This is a genomic window from Amycolatopsis xylanica, assembly GCF_900107045.1.
Taxonomy (GTDB): Bacteria; Actinomycetota; Actinomycetes; order Mycobacteriales; family Pseudonocardiaceae; genus Amycolatopsis; species Amycolatopsis xylanica.
In genome coordinates, this window is the sequence record NZ_FNON01000005.1 from 500527 (window position 1) to 517382 (window position 16856).

Below are 16856 nucleotides of genomic sequence, written 5' to 3' on the forward strand. Positions count from 1 at the left end.
AGATCGTGCTGTGAAAGAGATCTTCGAGACTCCCGAACGGAATGAGCTGCGCAAGACCGTGCGGCGGTTCGTCGAGACCGAGGTGCTGCCGCATCTCGACGACTGGGAGCGCGAGGGCGAGCTGCCGCGCGACCTGCATCGCAAGGCGGGAGAGATCGGGCTGCTCGGGGTCGGCTTCCCCGAGGAGGTCGGCGGCGGGGACGGCAACTTCCTCGACGCCCTGGTCGTCGCCGAGGAGATGCACTACGCGGGCGGCTCGGGCGGGCTGTTCGCGTCGTTGTTCACCTGCGGGATCGCCGTGCCGCATATCGCCGCCGCCGGTGACCCGGTGCAGATCGAACGCTGGGTCCGGCCGACGCTGGAGGGCGCCAAGATCGGCTCGCTCGCGGTGACCGAGCCCGACGGCGGCTCGGACGTCGCGGGGATCCGCACCACGGCCGTGCGCGAGGGTGACGAGTACGTCATCAACGGCGCCAAGACGTTCATCACCTCGGGCTGCCGTGCCGATTTCGTGACCACGGTGGTCAGGACCGGCGACAAAGGCGCGCACGGGATCTCGCTGATCGTCGTCGAGCGTGGGACGCCCGGGTTCACTGTGACGCGGAAGCTGGAGAAGATGGGCTGGCTGTGCTCCGACACGGCCGAGCTGTCCTACGTGGACGTGCGGGTGCCGGTGGAGAACCTGGTCGGCGCCGAGAACAGCGGGTTCGCGCAGGTGGCCACCCAGTTCGTCACCGAGCGGGTCTCGCTGGCCATCCAGGGCTACGCGCACGCGCAGCGCGCGCTCGACCTCACGCTGGACTGGTGCCGGGCTCGGGAGACGTTCGGCCGCCCGCTGATCTCGCGGCAGCTGGTGCAGCACAAGCTGACCGAGATGGCGCGCAAGATCGACGTCGCGCGGACGTACACCCGTGATGTCGCGCTGCGGCACGTCGCGGGCGAAGAGGTCATCGCCGAGGCCTGCTTCGCGAAGAACACCGCCGTGGAGGCCGCCGAATGGGTGGTCAACGAGGCGGTCCAGCTGCACGGCGGGCTCGGCTACATGCGGGAGTCCGAAGTGGAACGGCACTACCGCGATGTCCGGATCCTCGGCATCGGCGGCGGCACCAACGAGATCTTGACCGGCCTGGCCGCCAAGCGATTGGGATACACGGCATGACTGCTATCAGGTCCACTGTGGACTCTCGGAGCGCGGAGTTCGCCGCGAACCGTGAGGCCATGCTCGGTAAGCTCGCGGAGATCGACGGCGAGCACGCGAAGGCCATCGCGGGCGGTGGCGAGAAATACGTCGAGCGGCATCGCAAACGCGGCAAACTCCTTGCCCGCGAACGCATCGAGCTGCTTATCGACGAGGACTCGCCGTTCCTCGAGCTGTCGCCGCTGGCGGCGTGGGGCTCGAACTACCAGGTGGGCGCGAGCGTGATCACCGGCATCGGCGTGGTCGAAGGCGTCGAATGCCTGATCTCGGCCAGCGACCCGACGGTCAAGGGCGGCGCGAGCAACCCGTGGACGGCCAAGAAGAGCTACCGCGCGGCCGACATCGCCGCGCAGAACCGGCTCCCGGTGATCAACCTGGTCGAGTCCGGCGGCGCGGATCTCCCCACGCAGAAGGAGATCTTCATCCCCGGCGGCCGGATCTTCCGCGACATCACGCGGTCGTCGGCGGCCAAGGTGCCGACCGTCGCGCTGGTGTTCGGCAACTCGACCGCGGGCGGCGCGTACCTGCCGGGCATGTCGGACTACGTCGTGATGGTCAAGGAACGCGCGAAGGTGTTCCTCGGCGGGCCGCCGCTGGTCAAGATGGCGACCGGCGAGGAGTCCGACGACGAATCCTTGGGTGGCGCGGAGATGCACGCGCGCACCTCGGGTCTCGCCGACTACCTCGCCCACGATGAGCAGGACGCGATCCGGCTCGGCCGCAGCATCATCAAGCGCCTGAACTGGCGCAAGCAGGGGCAGACCCCGGCGCTCGACTACGCCGAGCCGCTGTTCGACCCCGAGGATCTGCTCGGCATCGTGCCGACGGATCTCAAGGTGCCGTTCGACCCGCGCGAGGTGATCGCCAGGGTCGTCGACGGCTCCGACTTCGACGAGTTCAAGCCGCTGTACGGGTCGAGCCTGGCCACCGGCTGGGCGACCATCCACGGGTATCCGGTCGGCGTCCTCGCCAACGCGCAGGGCGTGCTGTTCGGCGAGGAGTCGCAGAAGGCGGCGCAGTTCATCCAGCTGGCCAACCAGATCGACACGCCGCTGGTGTTCCTGCACAACACGACCGGCTACATGGTCGGCAAGGAGTACGAGCAGAGCGGCATCATCAAGCACGGCGCGATGATGATCAACGCGGTGTCGAACTCGAAGGTGCCGCACCTGTCCGTCCTCATGGGAGCGTCGTACGGCGCCGGGCACTACGGGATGTGCGGCCGCGCCTTCGATCCCCGGTTCCTGTTCGCGTGGCCCAGCGCCAAGTCCGCGGTGATGGGCCCGGCTCAGCTCGCCGGCGTGCTGTCCATTGTGGCCAGGCAGGCGGCCGCGTCGCGGGGCCAGGAGTACAACGAGGAGCACGACGCCGCCATGCGAGCCATGGTCGAGGGCCAGATCGAAGCCGAGTCCATGCCGATGTTCCTGTCGGGGATGCTCTACGACGACGGCATCATCGACCCGCGTGACACCCGCACGGTGCTCGGGCTCAGCCTGTCCGTGATCCACAATGGACCAGTGAAGGGCGCCGACGGTTTCGGCGTCTTCCGGATGTGAGGGCGCAGTGATCCAGAACCTCTTGGTCGCCAACCGCGGCGAGATCGCGCGCCGCGTCTTCCGGACCTGCCGCGACGCCGGGATCGGCACGGTCGCCGTGTTCTCCGACGCCGACGCCGGGCTGCCGCACGCGAACGAGGCCGACACGGCCGTGCGCCTGCCGGGCAACGCGCCGTCCGAGACGTACCTGCGGTCGGACCTGCTGATCAAGGCGGCCGCCGACGCAGGCGCCGACGCGGTCCACCCCGGCTACGGGTTCCTGTCGGAGAACGCCGGGTTCGCCCGTGCCGTGCTCGACGCGGGCCTGACCTGGGTCGGCCCGCCGCCGGAGGCCATCGAGACGATGGGCTCCAAAGTGGAGTCCAAACGCCTGATGGCAGCCGCGGGCGTGCCCGTGCTGTCCGAATTGGACCCGGCCGAGGTCACCGAGCGCGATCTTCCCTTGCTGGTCAAGGCCTCCGCCGGGGGTGGCGGCCGCGGCATGCGCGTGGTCCGCGCGCTCGCCGAGCTGACCGAAGCCGTCGAGGGAGCGCGGGCCGAGGCCGGTTCCGCGTTCGGCGACTCGACCGTGTTCTGCGAGCCGTACCTGGAAGCCGGACGGCACATCGAGGTCCAGATCCTCGCGGACCAGCACGGCACCGTGTGGGCGCTGGGGGAGCGGGAATGCTCTATCCAGCGGCGGCACCAGAAGGTCGTCGAGGAAGCGCCATCCCCGCTTGTCGACCCGGCGATGCGGGAAGAGCTGTTCGACGCGGCACGCAAGGCGGCCAAGGCGATCGACTACGTCGGCGCCGGGACGGTCGAGTTCCTCGCCGGGCCGGACGGCCGCTTCTACTTCCTGGAGATGAACACCCGCCTGCAGGTTGAACACCCGGTGACCGAGTGCACCACCGGCGTGGACCTGGTCTCGCTGCAGCTGCAGGTCGCCGAAGGCCTGAAGCTCGCGGCCGACCCTCCACAGTCGACAGGTCACGCGATCGAAGTCCGGCTCTACGCCGAGGATCCGGCCGAAGGCTGGCAGCCGCAGAGCGGCACGCTGCACAGGTTCGCGGTGCCGGATGTCGACTTGGAGTTCGAGCACGGACCCGGGCTCCGGCTCGACTCGGGCTTCGTCGACGGCTCGGTGGTCGGCGTGCACTACGACCCCATGCTCGCCAAGGTCATCGCCTGGGCGCCGACCCGGAACGAGGCCGCACGCAGGCTCGCCAAGGCACTCGCGGGCGCCAAGATCCACGGCCTGGTCACCAACCGTGACCTGCTCGTGAACATCCTGCGGCACAACTCTTTCCTGGCCGGAGAGACCGACACGGCGTTCTTCGACCGGCACGGCCTGGACACGCTCGCCCAGCCGCTGAACAGTGACCCTAAACTGTCCGCGCTCGCCGCCGCGCTGGCGGACTCGGCGGCCAACCGGGCAGAGGCGAAGACACTCGGGCGATTGCCGAGCGGCTGGCGCAACGTGCGGTCGGCCTTGCAGCGCAAGCGGTTCGGTGACATCGAGATCGGCTACGCGCTCACCCGCGACGGGCTGCGCGCGGAAGGATTCGACGACGTCGCGCTCGTCAGTGCCGAGCCGGGCCGGGTCGTGCTCGACGTGGCCGGTGTGCGCCGGGTGTTCGAGGTCGCGAAGTACGGCGACACGGTCTACGTCGACTCCGCGCTCGGGCCGGTCACGCTGCGGGCCGAGCCGCGGTTCGCCGACCCGGACGCGGCGCTCGCCGCCGGGTCGCTGGTCGCGCCGATGCCGGGCACGGTCGTGCGCGTCGCGGTGTCCACAGGGGACGCGGTGAAGGCGGGCGACCCGTTGCTGTGGCTGGAAGCCATGAAGATGGAACACCGGATCTCCGCACCCGCCGACGGCGTGGTCAGTGCGTTGAGCGTCCAAACCGGACAGCAGGTAGAAGTGGGCACGGTTCTCGTAGTGGTCGAGGAGAAGCAATGACGATGAACTTCCATGAGCCGGTCGAGCGGGCCGAGCTTCGCAAGGCGGCGTTCGAGCTCGCCTCCAGCTTCGGCCACGAGTACTACCTCAAGCAGGCGCGCTCGGGCGGCAAGACGAACGAGCTGTGGGACGAGGCCGGGCGGCTCGGCTACCTCGGTGTCAACCTGCCCGAGGAGTACGGCGGCGGTGGCGCGGGCATCGCGGACCTCGCGGCGGTGCTCGAAGAGTTCGCCGCCGCGGGCGCGCCGCTGCTGCTCATGGTCGTCTCGCCCGCCATCTGCGGCACGGTGATCTCGCGGTTCGGCACGGAGAGCCAGAAGAAGCACTGGCTGCCGGGGATCGCCGACGGCACCACGAAGATGGTCTTCGCGATCACCGAGCCCGACGCGGGCTCGAACTCGCACAAGATCACCACCACCGCCCAGCGCGACGGCTCCGAGTGGGTCCTCAATGGACGGAAGGTCTACATCTCCGGGGTCGACGAGGCGGACGCCGTGCTGGTCGTCAGCCGCACCGAGGACGCCAAGACCGGCAAGCTCAAGCCCGCGCTGTTCATCGTGCCGACCGACAGCCCCGGCTTCGAGTACCGGCAGATCGAGATGGATCTCGTCTCGCCGGAGAAGCAGTTCTCGCTGTTCATCGACGACGTGCACCTGCCCGCCGAGGCGCTGGTCGGTGACGAGGACGCGGCCATCGCGCAGCTGTTCGCCGGGCTCAACCCCGAGCGGATCATGGGCGCGTCGTTCTCGCTCGGCATCGCCAGGTACGCGCTCGACAAGGGTGTGAACTACGCCAAGGAACGCCAAGTGTGGGGCGCCCCGATCGCCACGCACCAGGGGCTCGCGCATCCGCTCGCCGCGGTCAAGATCGAGCTGGAACTCGCGAAGCTGATGACGCAGAAGGCCGGTTCGCTCTACGACTCCGGCGACGACTTCAACGCAGGCGAGGCCGCGAACATGGCCAAGTACGCGGCCGCCGAGGTCGCGATCCACGCCGTCGACCAGGCCGTGCAGACCCACGGCGGCAACGGCCTCGCGTCCGAGTACGGGCTGGGGACGCTGGTCGGCGCGGTCCGGCTCGGCCGCATCGCGCCGGTGAGCCGCGAGATGGTGCTCAACTTCGTCGGCCAGCACAGCCTCGGCCTGCCCAAGTCCTACTGAGGAGACCGCTTTGACCACGCTCGCAGGCAAGACGCTCATCATGTCCGGCGGCAGCCGAGGGATCGGCGAGGCCATCGCGCTGCGCGCGGCCCGCGACGGCGCGAACGTCGTGCTGCTCGCCAAGACCACCGAGCCGCACCCGAAGCTGCCCGGCACGATCTACACCGCCGCCAAGGCCATCGAGGAGGCGGGTGGCCAGGCGCTGCCGATCGTCGGCGACGTCCGCGACGACGAGGGCGTCGCCGCCGCGGTCGCGAAGGCCGTCGAGCAGTTCGGCGGGCTCGACATCGTGGTGAACAACGCGAGCGCCATCGACCTGACGCCGACCGAACACGTCAGCATGAAGCGCTACGACCTCATGCAGGACATCAACGCGCGCGGCTCGTTCCTGCTGTCGAAGCTGGCGATCCCGCACCTGAAGAAGTCGGCGAACGCGCACATCCTGACGCTGTCGCCGCCGATCAGCCTCGACCCGAAGTGGTTCACCGCCGGGCACCTCGCGTACAGCATCGCGAAGTACTCGATGAGCCTGGTGACCGTCGGCCTCTCGGCGGAACTGGCAGGCGACGGCATCGCGGCGAACTCGCTGTGGCCGCGCACGACCATCGACACGGCGGCGATCCGCAACGTGGTCGGCGCCGAGCTGGCCGACCGGTCGCGGACGCCGGAGATCATGGCCGACGCCGCGCACGTGATCCTCACGAAACCCAGCCGCGAGGTCACCGGCCACTTCTTCATCGACGACGAGGTGCTCGCCGCCGAGGGCGTCACCGACTTCGCGAAGTACCGCCTCTGCGAGCGCGAAGAGGACCTGCAGAAGGACTTCTGGGTCGAATGATCCGCGAACCGCAGCAGGAACGCAGCCGGACCACGCGGCGGCGGCTGATCGAGGCCGCCGTCGAGTGCATCGGCGAGCTGGGCTGGACCGGCACGACGGTGGCGGTCATCGCCGAGCGCGCCGGGGTGTCCCGGGGAGCGGCACAGCATCATTTCCCCACCCGCGAGGACCTTCTGGTCGCGGCCGTCGAGCTCGTCGGCGAGGTCCAGCTGTCGGAACTCAGGTCGCAGGTGGCCGATCTGCCCGAGGGCCCGTCCCGTATCGAGACCGTGGCTTCGGTGTTGCTGAACCTTTACGCGGGCCCGATGTTCCGCGCGGCACTGCATCTCTGGGTGGCCGGGTCCACTGACCAGGCGCTGCGGGACACGCTCGTGCCGTTGGAGGCGCGGGTCGGCCGGGAAGCACACAGAGTGGCCGTTGACCTGCTGGGCGTCGACGAGTCCCACGACGGCGTCCGCGAAATGGTTCAGGCCACTCTGGATCTTGCCAGGGGCCTAGGCCTGGCTAATCTCCTTACGGACGACACGAAAAGACGTCAGCAGATCGTGCGCCAGTGGGCCCGCATGTTGGAACAGAACGTAGCCGGAACCACCTCGGTCTAGACAACGTCGTATTCTCGTTAACACTTTCGGCGCAGCGAGCGATAACTCGTTGTAAGTAGCTAGGTGAACGAGAAGGGTTCAGTCCGGTGTCCGGTTCAGCAGTCGAGCTTTCCCACCGTGCCATGGCGATGCTGAGGGCGGTGGCCGCACACCGAGCGCAGATGTCGTGCAGCTGCGAGCCCGACCTGTTCATCGACGGATTCGCCTGCTGCGACCAGATCACCGCGCACGACCTCGCCCGCGCCGGCTACATCAAGCCCGCCGACACCACGACCGTGTCCGGCCGCGTCCCCGCCGAGCTCACCGAAGCAGGCCGCGCCGCGCTGGCCGTCACCACCGCCGCCTGACCGAGCGGCTGGACCACACAAGGGTGGCCCTTGTAACCCTGAGCGTTACAAGGGCCACCCTTGTGCCTTTCCCGGCTAGCGGGAGCGGCGAAGCAGGGCGTAGAGCCCGCCCGAGATGACGAAGCCGACCAGGAACGTCAGGTCGCCGATCGCGGGCACCGCCTTGGGGATCGGCGCGGTGTAGAGCGTCTGGTTCGCGAAGAGCCCGATCGACACGACCAGCCCGGCCACGAACGCGATGAACCCCGGCCAGTTGCTGTGCCGCGGGTCCGCGAACAGCCCGCTGACGTCCTGGCCTCGCCGCAGGTATTGGTCGACGAGCAGCACGGCCAGCCACGGGCTCACCCAATAGGCGACCACGAGCAGGAAGCTCTCGTAGGCGTGCCCGGCGTCGGCGAGCCCGGCCCACGCGAGCGCGAAGCCGATGGCGCCGTAGCCGACCGAGACGACGGCGCGCCGCCAGTTCAACGGCAGCTTGATGCCGAGCGCGAGGAAGGACAGCGCGCCCGAGTACACGTTGATCACGTTCGCGGCGACCGCGCCGAGGGTGACCGAAAGCAGCGTCGCCGCGGCCAGGAAGGCGGGCAGGTGGTGGGTGAACGCCGTGGTCGGGTTCGCCTCGCCGCCTTCGCCGATGGTGGCCGACGCGGCGCCGACGATCATCAGGATGGTCGTCGACAGGAACAGGCCGAGCGAGGCGTACAGGCCGACGGCTCGTCTGTTCACAGTGGACGGAAGGTAGCGGGTGTAGTCGGCGGCGTACGGGTTCCAGCCCGCCGTGTAGCCGAACGCGGCGCCCAGCGTGAGCAGGAATCCGCCGATGCCACCGCCGCCCGCCGCGGCACTCGGCTCGGCCTTGACGAAGATGACGACCGAGGTCACCGCGAAGACGACCGCGAGCAGCACGAAAACGTACTTCTCGTAGGCCTGCACCAGATTGTGGCCGAAGAAGGCGATCACCACCTGCAGCGCGACCACCAGCACGAGGCAGCTCAGCACCGGCAGCCCGGTCAGCGAGTTCAGCGCGAACGCGCCGCTCACGCTGTTGACCGAGAACCAGCCGATCCCGGCCATCACCGACATCAGCGCCGCGGGCAGGATGTTCCCGCGATAGCCGAAGGCGATGCGGCCGAGCACCATCTGCGGGACACCGTGGTCCGGACCGCGGGCCGAGAGCACGGCGTGCGTGACCGAGCCGAGCGCGTTGCCGAGCACGACGGCCAGCACCGCCTGCCAGAAGGTGAGCCCGAAGACCGAAACGGCCAGCACGCCGACGAAGATCGTGGCGAACTCGAGGTTGGGGGAGGCCCAGGTCCAGAACAGCTGGCGGGGGGAGCCGTGCCGGTCGGCGGCATCGACCTGCTCGATTCCGCCCGGTTCGACGGCGACGATCTTTTCGCCGTATTCGGCCTCAGCCGGTGGGGTGGTCGACATTCGGCACATGATAGGTGACGAAGAGTACGGGAATAGCATGCCGCAGCAGGAATGTTATCGCTGGTGAGAGCTTCACGAACTGGTTGGGGGTTTTGCGGTGGTGGCAACAGAGGTCCGTCTGGTAAGGCGGCCGGATGGCAAACCGGTGCCGTCCGATTTCTCCATTGTGGACACGGATGTCCCGGTCGCCGGGCCCGGTCAGGTGCTCGTGCGCAACCACGTGCTGAGCGTGGATCCGTACATGCGGGGCCGGATGAGCACGGCCAAGAGCTATGCCGAGCCGTATGAGCTCGGTGTCGTGATGTACCAGGGCGGTGCCGTCGGCGAGGTGGTGGTTTCAAACCACCCGGAGTTCGCGGCCGGTGATTTCGTCCAGCATTGGGCCGGATGGCGTACCCATTCGGTGCTCGACGCGTCCGAAGCGACCAGTGTGGACGGTGACGCCGCGCCGTTGAGCGCCTATCTCGGCGTGCTGGGCATGCCGGGGCTGACCGCGTACTCGGGCCTGTTCGAGGTCGGCGGGTTCGCGCAGGGCGACACGGTGTTCGTGTCCGGCGCGGCGGGCGCCGTCGGCTCGGTCGCGGGCCAGCTCGCGAAACTGCGCGGCGCCAAGCGGGTCATCGGCAGCGCGGGCTCGGCCGAGAAGGTCCGCCATCTCGTCGAGGACCTGGGTTTCGACGCCGCGTTCAACTACAAGGACGCACCCGTGCTCGACCAGTTGGCCGAAGCCGCGCCGGACGGGATCGACCTGTACTTCGACAACGTCGGCGGCGATCACCTCGAAGCCGCGATCGAGACGATGAACCTGCACGGCCGGATCGTGTTGTGCGGCGCGATTTCGCAGTACAACTCGGCCGAGCCGGACGGGCTGCGCAACTACCGGATGATCACGGGCAAACGGCTGACCCTGCGGGGCGTGCTGGTGCTCGACCACTTCGGACTGCGGCCGCGGTTCCTCGACGAGGTCGGCCCGCTCGTGCGGTCGGGCAGGCTCAAGTACACCGAGACCTTTGTGGACGGTATCCGGAACGCGCCGCAGGCGTTCATCGACATGCTGGACGGCGCCAACACCGGCAAGATGATCGTCCGCCTCTGACGCCCCACCCACCCGGACGCGGAAAAAAATCCCAATGTGGCTTTCGTCAGCTTCGAGCTGACGAAAGCCACATTGGCGGCCAGAAAACTGACCAATGCCACATTGGGATTTTTTTAGCCGGGGTCAGCCGGTGTAGCCGGCGACGACCTTGGTGAAGTCGTACTTGCCCTGGGAGATGCCCGCGCAGTTGTTGCAGTCGCGGTTGGTCGCCCAGAAGGTGAAGCGCGCCAGGTGGTGACTGGTCGCGTAGTCCCTGATCGACTTGAAGTTCGCGACGCTGACGACCTCGCCCGCGTTGTCGGTCTTGCCGTTCATCGAGGACAGGCCGCTCTTGCGGTAGGCCGCGTCGTCGGACAGGCCGAACGTGGACTTGAGGTGGTTCTTCAGTCCGTCCACCGCGCTCTTGGTCTTGCCGACCATGTCGCCGCCGCTGGAGAAGTCGAACGGCATGACCGACCACGCGTCGATGTTCGCGCCGATCACCTTGGACTGGTTGACCAGCCGCTTGCCGGTCGCCGACAGGCCGTTGACCTCGGTCGGGATGGTGATGACCACGCGCAGGCCCGGGTTCTTGGCCTTGGTCAGCTTGACCGCGTTGAGGATCCGGTCCTGCACGGTGTTGTTCTCGAACTCGTCGGTGTTCTCGATGTCGAGGTCGATGGCCTTGAGCTTGTAGGCGTCGATGACCTTCTGGTACGCGCCGGCCAGCGCCGAGGCCGAGGTGCACTTGGCGCCGAGCTTGGTGCCCGACCAGCCGCCGAACGACGGCACCACGTCGCCGCCCTTGGCGCGGATGTTGTCGATCATCGTCTTGTCCGAGCCGGTGAGCGAGCGGCTGCCGTCCCACTTGGGGTTGCAGCCGCCGTCGGACAGCATGAACGCGAGCGTGAACGTCTTGACGCCGGTCGCGTCCATCGCCGCGGTGGGGCTCGTCTGTCCCTCCCACTGGTACAGATAGGGAGACGCGAGAATGGGGTCCGGTGCTGCCGAAGCCGACGGCGCGAGGCCGACGGTGGTGGCGATCGCGGCGGCAGCCGCACTCGCGACGGTCAGCAGACGGCGTGCTTTCTTCAACGGTCCTCCAAGGAAAGTAACGGCACGTCAGCGTCGACGTGCATCAGTTGGAAGCCCTCGTTGCTTGATCCGGCGGTATCAAACGAAGCGAGCGCCCTAACAGTGGACTGGACCAATATCTAATGTCAAGGCTCTTAACGAATGCGCTGACCGTACTAAAGGAGGTTCACTTAGCGCGTCCGGTTGCGTACCATGCGTGGGAGTTCCGGGTGGGCACGGTGCTTGGGAGACGTGCATGGCCGATGGGGTGGAACGACCGGCGAGCTTCGGGTCGGTGCTGGCCGTGCCCGAATTCCGGGCGATCTGGCTGGCCGAGCTGCAATCCGTCTTCGGCGACCAGCTGGCGCGCGTCGCGCTGTCGGTGCTGGTCTATACCCGTACCGGCTCGGCGGCCTGGCCCGCGCTGACGTACGCGCTGACCTATCTGCCCGACCTGATCGGCGGCCCGCTGCTGTCCGGGCTCGCGGATCGCTTTCCCCGCAAGGCGGTCATGGTCAACGCCGACGCCGGGCGCGCGGTGCTGGTCGGGCTGATGGCGATCCCGGGGCTGCCGCTGTGGCTGCTCGCGACGCTGCTCGTGCTGACGCAGCTGCTCAACGCGCCGTTCACCGCCGCGCAGGCGGCCATCATGCCGACGGTGCTCAGCGGCGACCTGTACGTCGCCGGGCAATCCATCCGGCAGATGACCGGCCAAACCGGACAGCTCGCGGGCTTCGCGCTCGGCGGCGCGGTCATCGCCGCCATCGGGCCGGGTAAAGGTCTTGCCGTGGACGCGGTGACGTTCGCGGTGTCCGCGCTGGTGATCCGCTTCGGGGTCCGGTCGCGCCCGGCGGCGGGAGCGAACGCCGACGGGACAAGGATTTCGCTGTTCGCGGGCCTGGTGGCGGGCGCGCGCACGATCTGGCGCGACTCCCGGCTGCGGTCGCTGGTGATGCTGGCGTGGCTCGCCGGTTTCGTCATCGTCCCGGAAGGACTGGCCGTCCCCTATGCCGCCGAGATCGGCGGAACGGCCGCCACTGCCGGATTGTTACTCGCCGCGCACCCCGCCGGGATCGTCGTCGGGGTGTTCCTGTTCGGCCGTCTGGTCGCACCCGGCACGCGGCAACGCCTGATCGGCGTACTGGCCGTCTTGGCCATCGTCCCGCTGGTCGGTTACGCATTGCGTCCGGGTCTGCTGCCCGCGATCGGCCTGCTGCTGGCGTCCGGTGCCTGTGCGGCGTATCAGGTCACCGCGGCCGCCACCTTCATGCGCCTGGTGCCGGACGCCGAACGCGGTCAGGCGTTCGGGCTGGCCGGATCAGGCCTGATCGCGGCACAGGGAGTCGGTTTGGTGGTGGGCGGTCTGCTGGCCGCCGTGCTGCGCTCACCCGCGCTCACGGTGGCTGTCGTCGCGGCCGTGGGAGTGCTCGTCGCGCTCCCGGTGGCGGCCGCTTGGCGACGAGCCCGCCGCACCTTTCCCTAGCTGCCTCTTTGACTCACTGTAATCGGCGGCGCTCACCAGTTCTGTCCACGCATGGCACTTCACCTCCTTTCATGGCTCACGGAGCGTTCCCGTGTACCGGTCTGGCAAGCCCCCGGATGACCGAGTGACAGTTGATATACGTTCGGCTACGTTGCTCGAATGGCGGGGAGCCAAAGGTCATGACCGCGCACGGACTCCGTGGCGGACAGGGGTTCACGGGACGGCTGATGCCGTTCCGCGTACGCCGATGGGCGCTGTGGGAGCTACCGGGCCGCGTGGTGCTGGGGTATGTCCTCGCCATCGACGTGCTGGCCGTGGTGGCGACCGGTTTCGCGTTCTCCTCGTCTCCAGTCGGTGTGGGCAACCTGCTGCCCTTCATGGTGCTGATGACTTGCAGCCTGGTCTATACCGAAATGTCCAGGCCGATCGAAAGAATCCGAGAACGTTATGCCGCTACGCCTCATATCGACCTGAACTCCGTCTGGATGTTCGCCGCCGTGGTGCTGCTGCACCCCGGCCTCGCCGCAGTCGTGATCAGCACCTCGTACTTCTACCGGTGGACGAGGGTCCAGCACAATCCCTTGCACCGCCGGATGTTCAGCACCGCCGCCGCGGTGGTCGCGGCCATTCTGGCGGATTGGTTCCTGGTGTCGACAGGCGGGCACGCCTTCGCCGAGGTCTGGCCGCACGACCTGGGCACCTTCCTGCGCCTGGTCGGCGCGGGCGCGATCTTCTTGGTGAGCAACACGATCCTGATCACGCTCGCGGTGTTCGGCACGACTCCCGAAGTGCGCTTGCGTGAGGCGATGGGCACCCCCGCCGACTACGCGCTCGAGTCGGCGACCATCGCGCTCGGCATCGTGCTCGCCTGGGCGCTCGTGGACTGGCCGGTCGCGCTGCTGCTCATCTTGGGGATCACGCTGGTGCTGCACCGGAGTGTGCTGATCAGGCAATTGCGAGACCAGGCCCGCGCCGACGCCAAAACGGGTCTGCTCAACGCTTCCTCGTGGGCCGAGGCCGCCGCTGTGGAGCTTTCCCGGCCACGGCGTCCCGGCGGGACCACGAGTGTGCTCATGCTGGACCTCGACCATTTCAAGCTGGTGAACGACCGGCATGGACATTTGGTCGGGGACAGTGTCTTGAGGGCGGTCGCGGACACCTTGCGCGCCGAGTTGCGGGCGGGCGATCTCGTCGGGCGCTTCGGCGGCGAAGAGTTCGTCGTGCTCTTGCCGGACACGAGCCGGTTCGACGCCTTGGCGATCGCGGAACGGATCCGGTGCCGGGTCGCGGCGACCACGGTTTCGGTCGCGGCGGGCGATCCGCACAAGGTGGGCGTGACGGTGTCGATCGGCGTCGCCGCGCACCCGCGCGACGCGGGCACTTTGGACGGGCTGATCAAGGTCACCGACAAAGCCTTGTACCAAGCCAAAACCGCGGGCCGCAACCGCACGGTCGGCTACGACAGGCACGAGCCGTCGATCCGCGAAGACGTCGCCTGAGCGGACCGGGATCAGTCCGAGACCGTGATGGCCGCCAGTTTTTCGTGCAGGTATTCGGAAGCGACGACCTCCGGGTAGGCCGTGTGGCCCAAGGGCGGTCCCAGTGAAGAGATCCGCGCGTCGTGATCGGTCTCGTAGAAGAAGATCAGCGAGACCAGGTCTTCGTCGGGGGCCGAGGCGTCGGGCGGGAGGACGCGGTGCCGGGTCGAGCGCCAGCGGTCGCCGGTCCAGCGGGCCATCAGGTCGCCGATGTTGACCGTGAAGGCGTCGGGGTCGAAGGGGGCGTCGACCCAGCGGCCGTCGGAGGTGTAGACCTGCAGTCCGCCGACGCCTGCCTGGCGGTCGAGGATGGTGACCGTGCCGAAGTCGGTGTGCGGGCCGATGCGGAACTGGTCGGGCTCCGGGGTGCCGACGTGGGTCATCGGCGGGTACCAGTTGATGTTGAACGTGTACGTCGGGTGTCCGGTGTGCCGGGTGAAATGGTCGGCAGGCAGGTCCAATGCGGCCGCGAAGATGGTCAGGAGCTCGTCGGAAAGCGCGCGCATCCGTCGCATGTAGCCGGTGGCCGCGTCGGCGAAGCCGGGCACTTCGGACGGCCAGACGTTGGGCTGGAACCAGAACGCGTCGATCTCGGGGACACCGACCTGGTCGGAGGCGCCGACCGAGTAGGACTCCTTGAGGTCCGGGGGAGTGGGCGTGCCCTCGGCGTACCCGTTCGCCTCGACGCCGGGCGGCAGCCAGCCCCGGCCGCCGACCGAGACGGCGTACGGCGCCTTGGTTTCGGCGGGCAGGCCGAAGAACGCCCGCGCGAGTTTCCTGGTCGTGGCGCGCTCTTCGGACGAGACACCGTGGCCGGTGATCATCAGGAACCCGGACTCACGCAGCGCTTCGTCGATCCTGGCGGCCACCTCCCGTTTGCCGTCGGCGCTTCCCTCGAACCACGGGGTCAGGTCGACCAGCGGAACGGCCTCGCTCACAGTTCCTCCCCGATGTCTTCGAACCACAGTTCCGGGCGCGTCTTGATGAACTCGGTCATCAGGCCGACGCACACCTCGTCCTCGAGCACGGTCACGCCGACGCCGTTCTCCGCGAGCCAGTCGTGGCCACCGTGGAACGTGCGCGCCTCGCCGATCAGCACCCGCGGGATCCCGAACTGCCGCACCAGGCCACTGCAGTACCAGCACGGCGAGAGCGTGGTGACCATGATCGTGTCGCGGTAGTGCGGCCGCCGCCCGGCGTCGCGGAACGCGGCCGTCTCCGCGTGCAGCGACGGATCGCCGTCCTGGACCCGCCGGTTGTGGCCGCGGCCGAGCAGCCTGCCGTCCAGGGTGAACAGCGCGGCGCCGATCGGGACGCCGCCTTCGGCCTTGCCGAGCAGCGCCTCCTCACGGGCGACGGCGAGCAGTGACTCGTTCATGGGTCCACTGTTAGTGCCCGCCCCTCGCTTTGGCAAGCCACGCCCCGGTCAGCGGCCGGACCTCCGTCCAGCCGAGTGCCAGATACAACGCCCTCCCGTCGTCGGTGGCCGCCAGCACGGCCGTCCTCGCGCCCGCGTCATGGGCGAACCCGCTCAGCGCGCCCATCACGACCCGGCCGAGCCCACGCCTGCGGTGCGCCTGCTCGGTCACCACCTGGTCGAGCACGGCGGCGTCGCCGGCGAGCCCGGTCTGCGCGCGTGCCGCGATCTCGCCGTCGGCGGCGTAGACGACAGCCTCGGCCCGGTCGCCGCCGTCCTTCACCTCCAGCCGGTAGCCGTCCGGCAAGGCGGCCTGTTCGACGTGGCCGAGTCCGATGGTCATGAGGTAGCCGGGCTCGTCGTTCGTCCAGCCGGGCATGAGCGTGGCCTGCACGTTCCCGAAGACCTTGAGCCACGTGCCCTGCTCGCTCAGCCCGGCCACCCTGGCCCGCACCAGATCCGGGTCGGCGGAGGGCAGGATGTACCGCACGCGGTGGTCGGGCAGGCCGACGTCGATGCGCCAGCCGTCGGGCTCCGTCACGGGGGCGCTGGTCTGCCGGGACGCCGCCCAGCCATGCACCCAGGCCCGCACCAGGTGATCTTCCATGAAGTCATCCTGACACGGGCCACCGACAACTTCAGGCGGTTAAATCGTCCAGCCGCCGGAGGAACGTGACGCGGTCGAACCCGGGGCCGTCGTAGTCCGGCTGGTAAGGCCTGCCGTCGAGTTCGGCGGGCCCGGGTTCCGCCACGAAGCCGATGCCGGTGTGGAACGCGTAGGACCCGGCGTTGCCTGCCGGTGTCACGGCGCGCACCACCGACCGTCCATTGCGGACACTGTAGGCGAAGAACCTCGTGTACAGGTGCTGGGCGATGCCGCGCCCGCGATAGTCCGGTGAGACGCCGGAAAAGTGGACGTAGCTCTCGCCGGGACGGCTTTGCGACAGGAACCCGATCAGGAAGGCGATCACCGTCCCGTCGTGCTCGACGAGCTCGCTGCCGCCGGTGAAATGCTGGAAGTAGAACCGCGGCAGCACCAGCGCGCGTTCCTTCCCGCCGGAGCCGGCCCACCAGCGGTCCATGGCGGCCAGCACGCGGGGGTGGTCGCCGGGCACCGGGTTCCGGATCAGCGCGCCGGCGACCGACGGCAGCTCATCGTCCATCCGGCCACGATAGGAGCGGGCACCGCGGG

Annotated in this window: 16 protein-coding genes; 10 read left to right on the plus strand and 6 right to left on the minus strand. The window is 68.6% G+C overall.

The features are described from left to right. Positions 1-10 precede the first annotated feature (10 nt). The 7 genes from BLV57_RS25190 (at position 11) to BLV57_RS25220 (ending at position 7643) form a co-directional block, all read left to right on the plus strand. A complete protein-coding gene (locus BLV57_RS25190; RefSeq protein ID WP_091292682.1) occupies positions 11-1159 on the plus strand; it encodes an acyl-CoA dehydrogenase family protein in 1149 nt (382 codons plus the stop codon). Then, positions 1156-2754: an acyl-CoA carboxylase subunit beta gene (locus BLV57_RS25195; RefSeq protein WP_176968798.1), complete on the plus strand. Its 1599-nt coding sequence runs from the start codon at positions 1156-1158 to the stop codon at positions 2752-2754. Before BLV57_RS25190 ends, BLV57_RS25195 begins: the two co-directional genes overlap by 4 nt. 7 nt (positions 2755-2761) lie before the next feature. Then, entirely contained in the window at positions 2762-4696 is a 1935-nt protein-coding gene (locus BLV57_RS25200) for an acetyl/propionyl/methylcrotonyl-CoA carboxylase subunit alpha (protein ID WP_091292685.1), read from the plus strand. Between the two features lie 2 nt (positions 4697-4698). Then, positions 4699-5856 (plus strand): acyl-CoA dehydrogenase family protein, encoded by a 1158-nt coding sequence (locus BLV57_RS25205; protein ID WP_091292687.1) that lies wholly within the window; start codon positions 4699-4701, stop codon positions 5854-5856. Between the two features lie 10 nt (positions 5857-5866). Continuing rightward, positions 5867-6694 carry an SDR family oxidoreductase gene (locus tag BLV57_RS25210; RefSeq protein ID WP_091292688.1) on the plus strand — a complete coding sequence of 276 codons (828 nt, stop codon included), beginning with the start codon at positions 5867-5869 and terminating at the stop codon, positions 6692-6694. After that, a complete protein-coding gene (locus BLV57_RS25215; protein ID WP_091292690.1) occupies positions 6691-7296 on the plus strand; it encodes a TetR/AcrR family transcriptional regulator in 606 nt (201 codons plus the stop codon). Before BLV57_RS25210 ends, BLV57_RS25215 begins: the two co-directional genes overlap by 4 nt. Before the next feature lie 86 nt (positions 7297-7382). Beyond that, entirely contained in the window at positions 7383-7643 is a 261-nt protein-coding gene (locus BLV57_RS25220; protein WP_091292691.1) for a hypothetical protein, read from the plus strand. Between the two features lie 75 nt (positions 7644-7718). Here the strand turns inward: BLV57_RS25220 and BLV57_RS25225 are convergent, their stop codons facing one another. Beyond that, on the minus strand, positions 7719-9077 hold the full coding sequence (locus tag BLV57_RS25225) for a purine-cytosine permease family protein (protein ID WP_176968799.1): 1359 nt from the start codon (positions 9075-9077) through the stop codon (positions 7719-7721). Positions 9078-9174: 97 nt separating this feature from the next. Between BLV57_RS25225 and BLV57_RS25230 the strand changes: the two genes are divergently transcribed. After that, on the plus strand, positions 9175-10173 hold the full coding sequence (locus BLV57_RS25230) for an NADP-dependent oxidoreductase (protein WP_091292694.1): 999 nt from the start codon (positions 9175-9177) through the stop codon (positions 10171-10173). A 123-nt stretch (positions 10174-10296) separates the two neighbouring features. Here BLV57_RS25230 and BLV57_RS25235 read toward each other — a convergent pair whose 3' ends face one another. After that, complete coding sequence (locus BLV57_RS25235) at positions 10297-11247, minus strand: chitinase (protein WP_091292696.1); 951 nt, start codon at positions 11245-11247, stop codon at positions 10297-10299. A 235-nt stretch (positions 11248-11482) separates the two neighbouring features. Between BLV57_RS25235 and BLV57_RS25240 the strand changes: the two genes are divergently transcribed. Both BLV57_RS25240 and BLV57_RS25245 read left to right on the plus strand, forming a co-directional pair. Next, a complete protein-coding gene (locus BLV57_RS25240) occupies positions 11483-12709 on the plus strand; it encodes an MFS transporter (RefSeq protein WP_245757508.1) in 1227 nt (408 codons plus the stop codon). 179 nt (positions 12710-12888) lie between these two features. Next, positions 12889-14208 carry a GGDEF domain-containing protein gene (locus tag BLV57_RS25245; protein WP_245757509.1) on the plus strand — a complete coding sequence of 440 codons (1320 nt, stop codon included), beginning with the start codon at positions 12889-12891 and terminating at the stop codon, positions 14206-14208. Between the two features lie 11 nt (positions 14209-14219). Here BLV57_RS25245 and BLV57_RS25250 read toward each other — a convergent pair whose 3' ends face one another. The 4 genes from BLV57_RS25250 to BLV57_RS25265 are packed head-to-tail and all read right to left on the minus strand — an operon-like array spanning position 14220 to position 16827. Beyond that, the gene (locus BLV57_RS25250; protein WP_091292698.1) at positions 14220-15185 is read right to left on the minus strand and encodes an isopenicillin N synthase family dioxygenase; all 966 of its coding nucleotides are present in this window, start codon (positions 15183-15185) and stop codon (positions 14220-14222) included. Beyond that, positions 15182-15625 carry a nucleoside deaminase gene (locus tag BLV57_RS25255; protein WP_091292699.1) on the minus strand — a complete coding sequence of 148 codons (444 nt, stop codon included), beginning with the start codon at positions 15623-15625 and terminating at the stop codon, positions 15182-15184. The genes BLV57_RS25250 and BLV57_RS25255 overlap by 4 nt, the downstream gene beginning before the upstream one ends. 10 nt (positions 15626-15635) lie before the next feature. Continuing rightward, the gene (locus BLV57_RS25260) at positions 15636-16271 is read right to left on the minus strand and encodes a GNAT family N-acetyltransferase (RefSeq protein WP_091292701.1); all 636 of its coding nucleotides are present in this window, start codon (positions 16269-16271) and stop codon (positions 15636-15638) included. 31 nt (positions 16272-16302) lie between these two features. Then, a complete protein-coding gene (locus BLV57_RS25265) occupies positions 16303-16827 on the minus strand; it encodes a GNAT family N-acetyltransferase (protein WP_091292702.1) in 525 nt (174 codons plus the stop codon). Positions 16828-16856 lie beyond the last annotated feature (29 nt).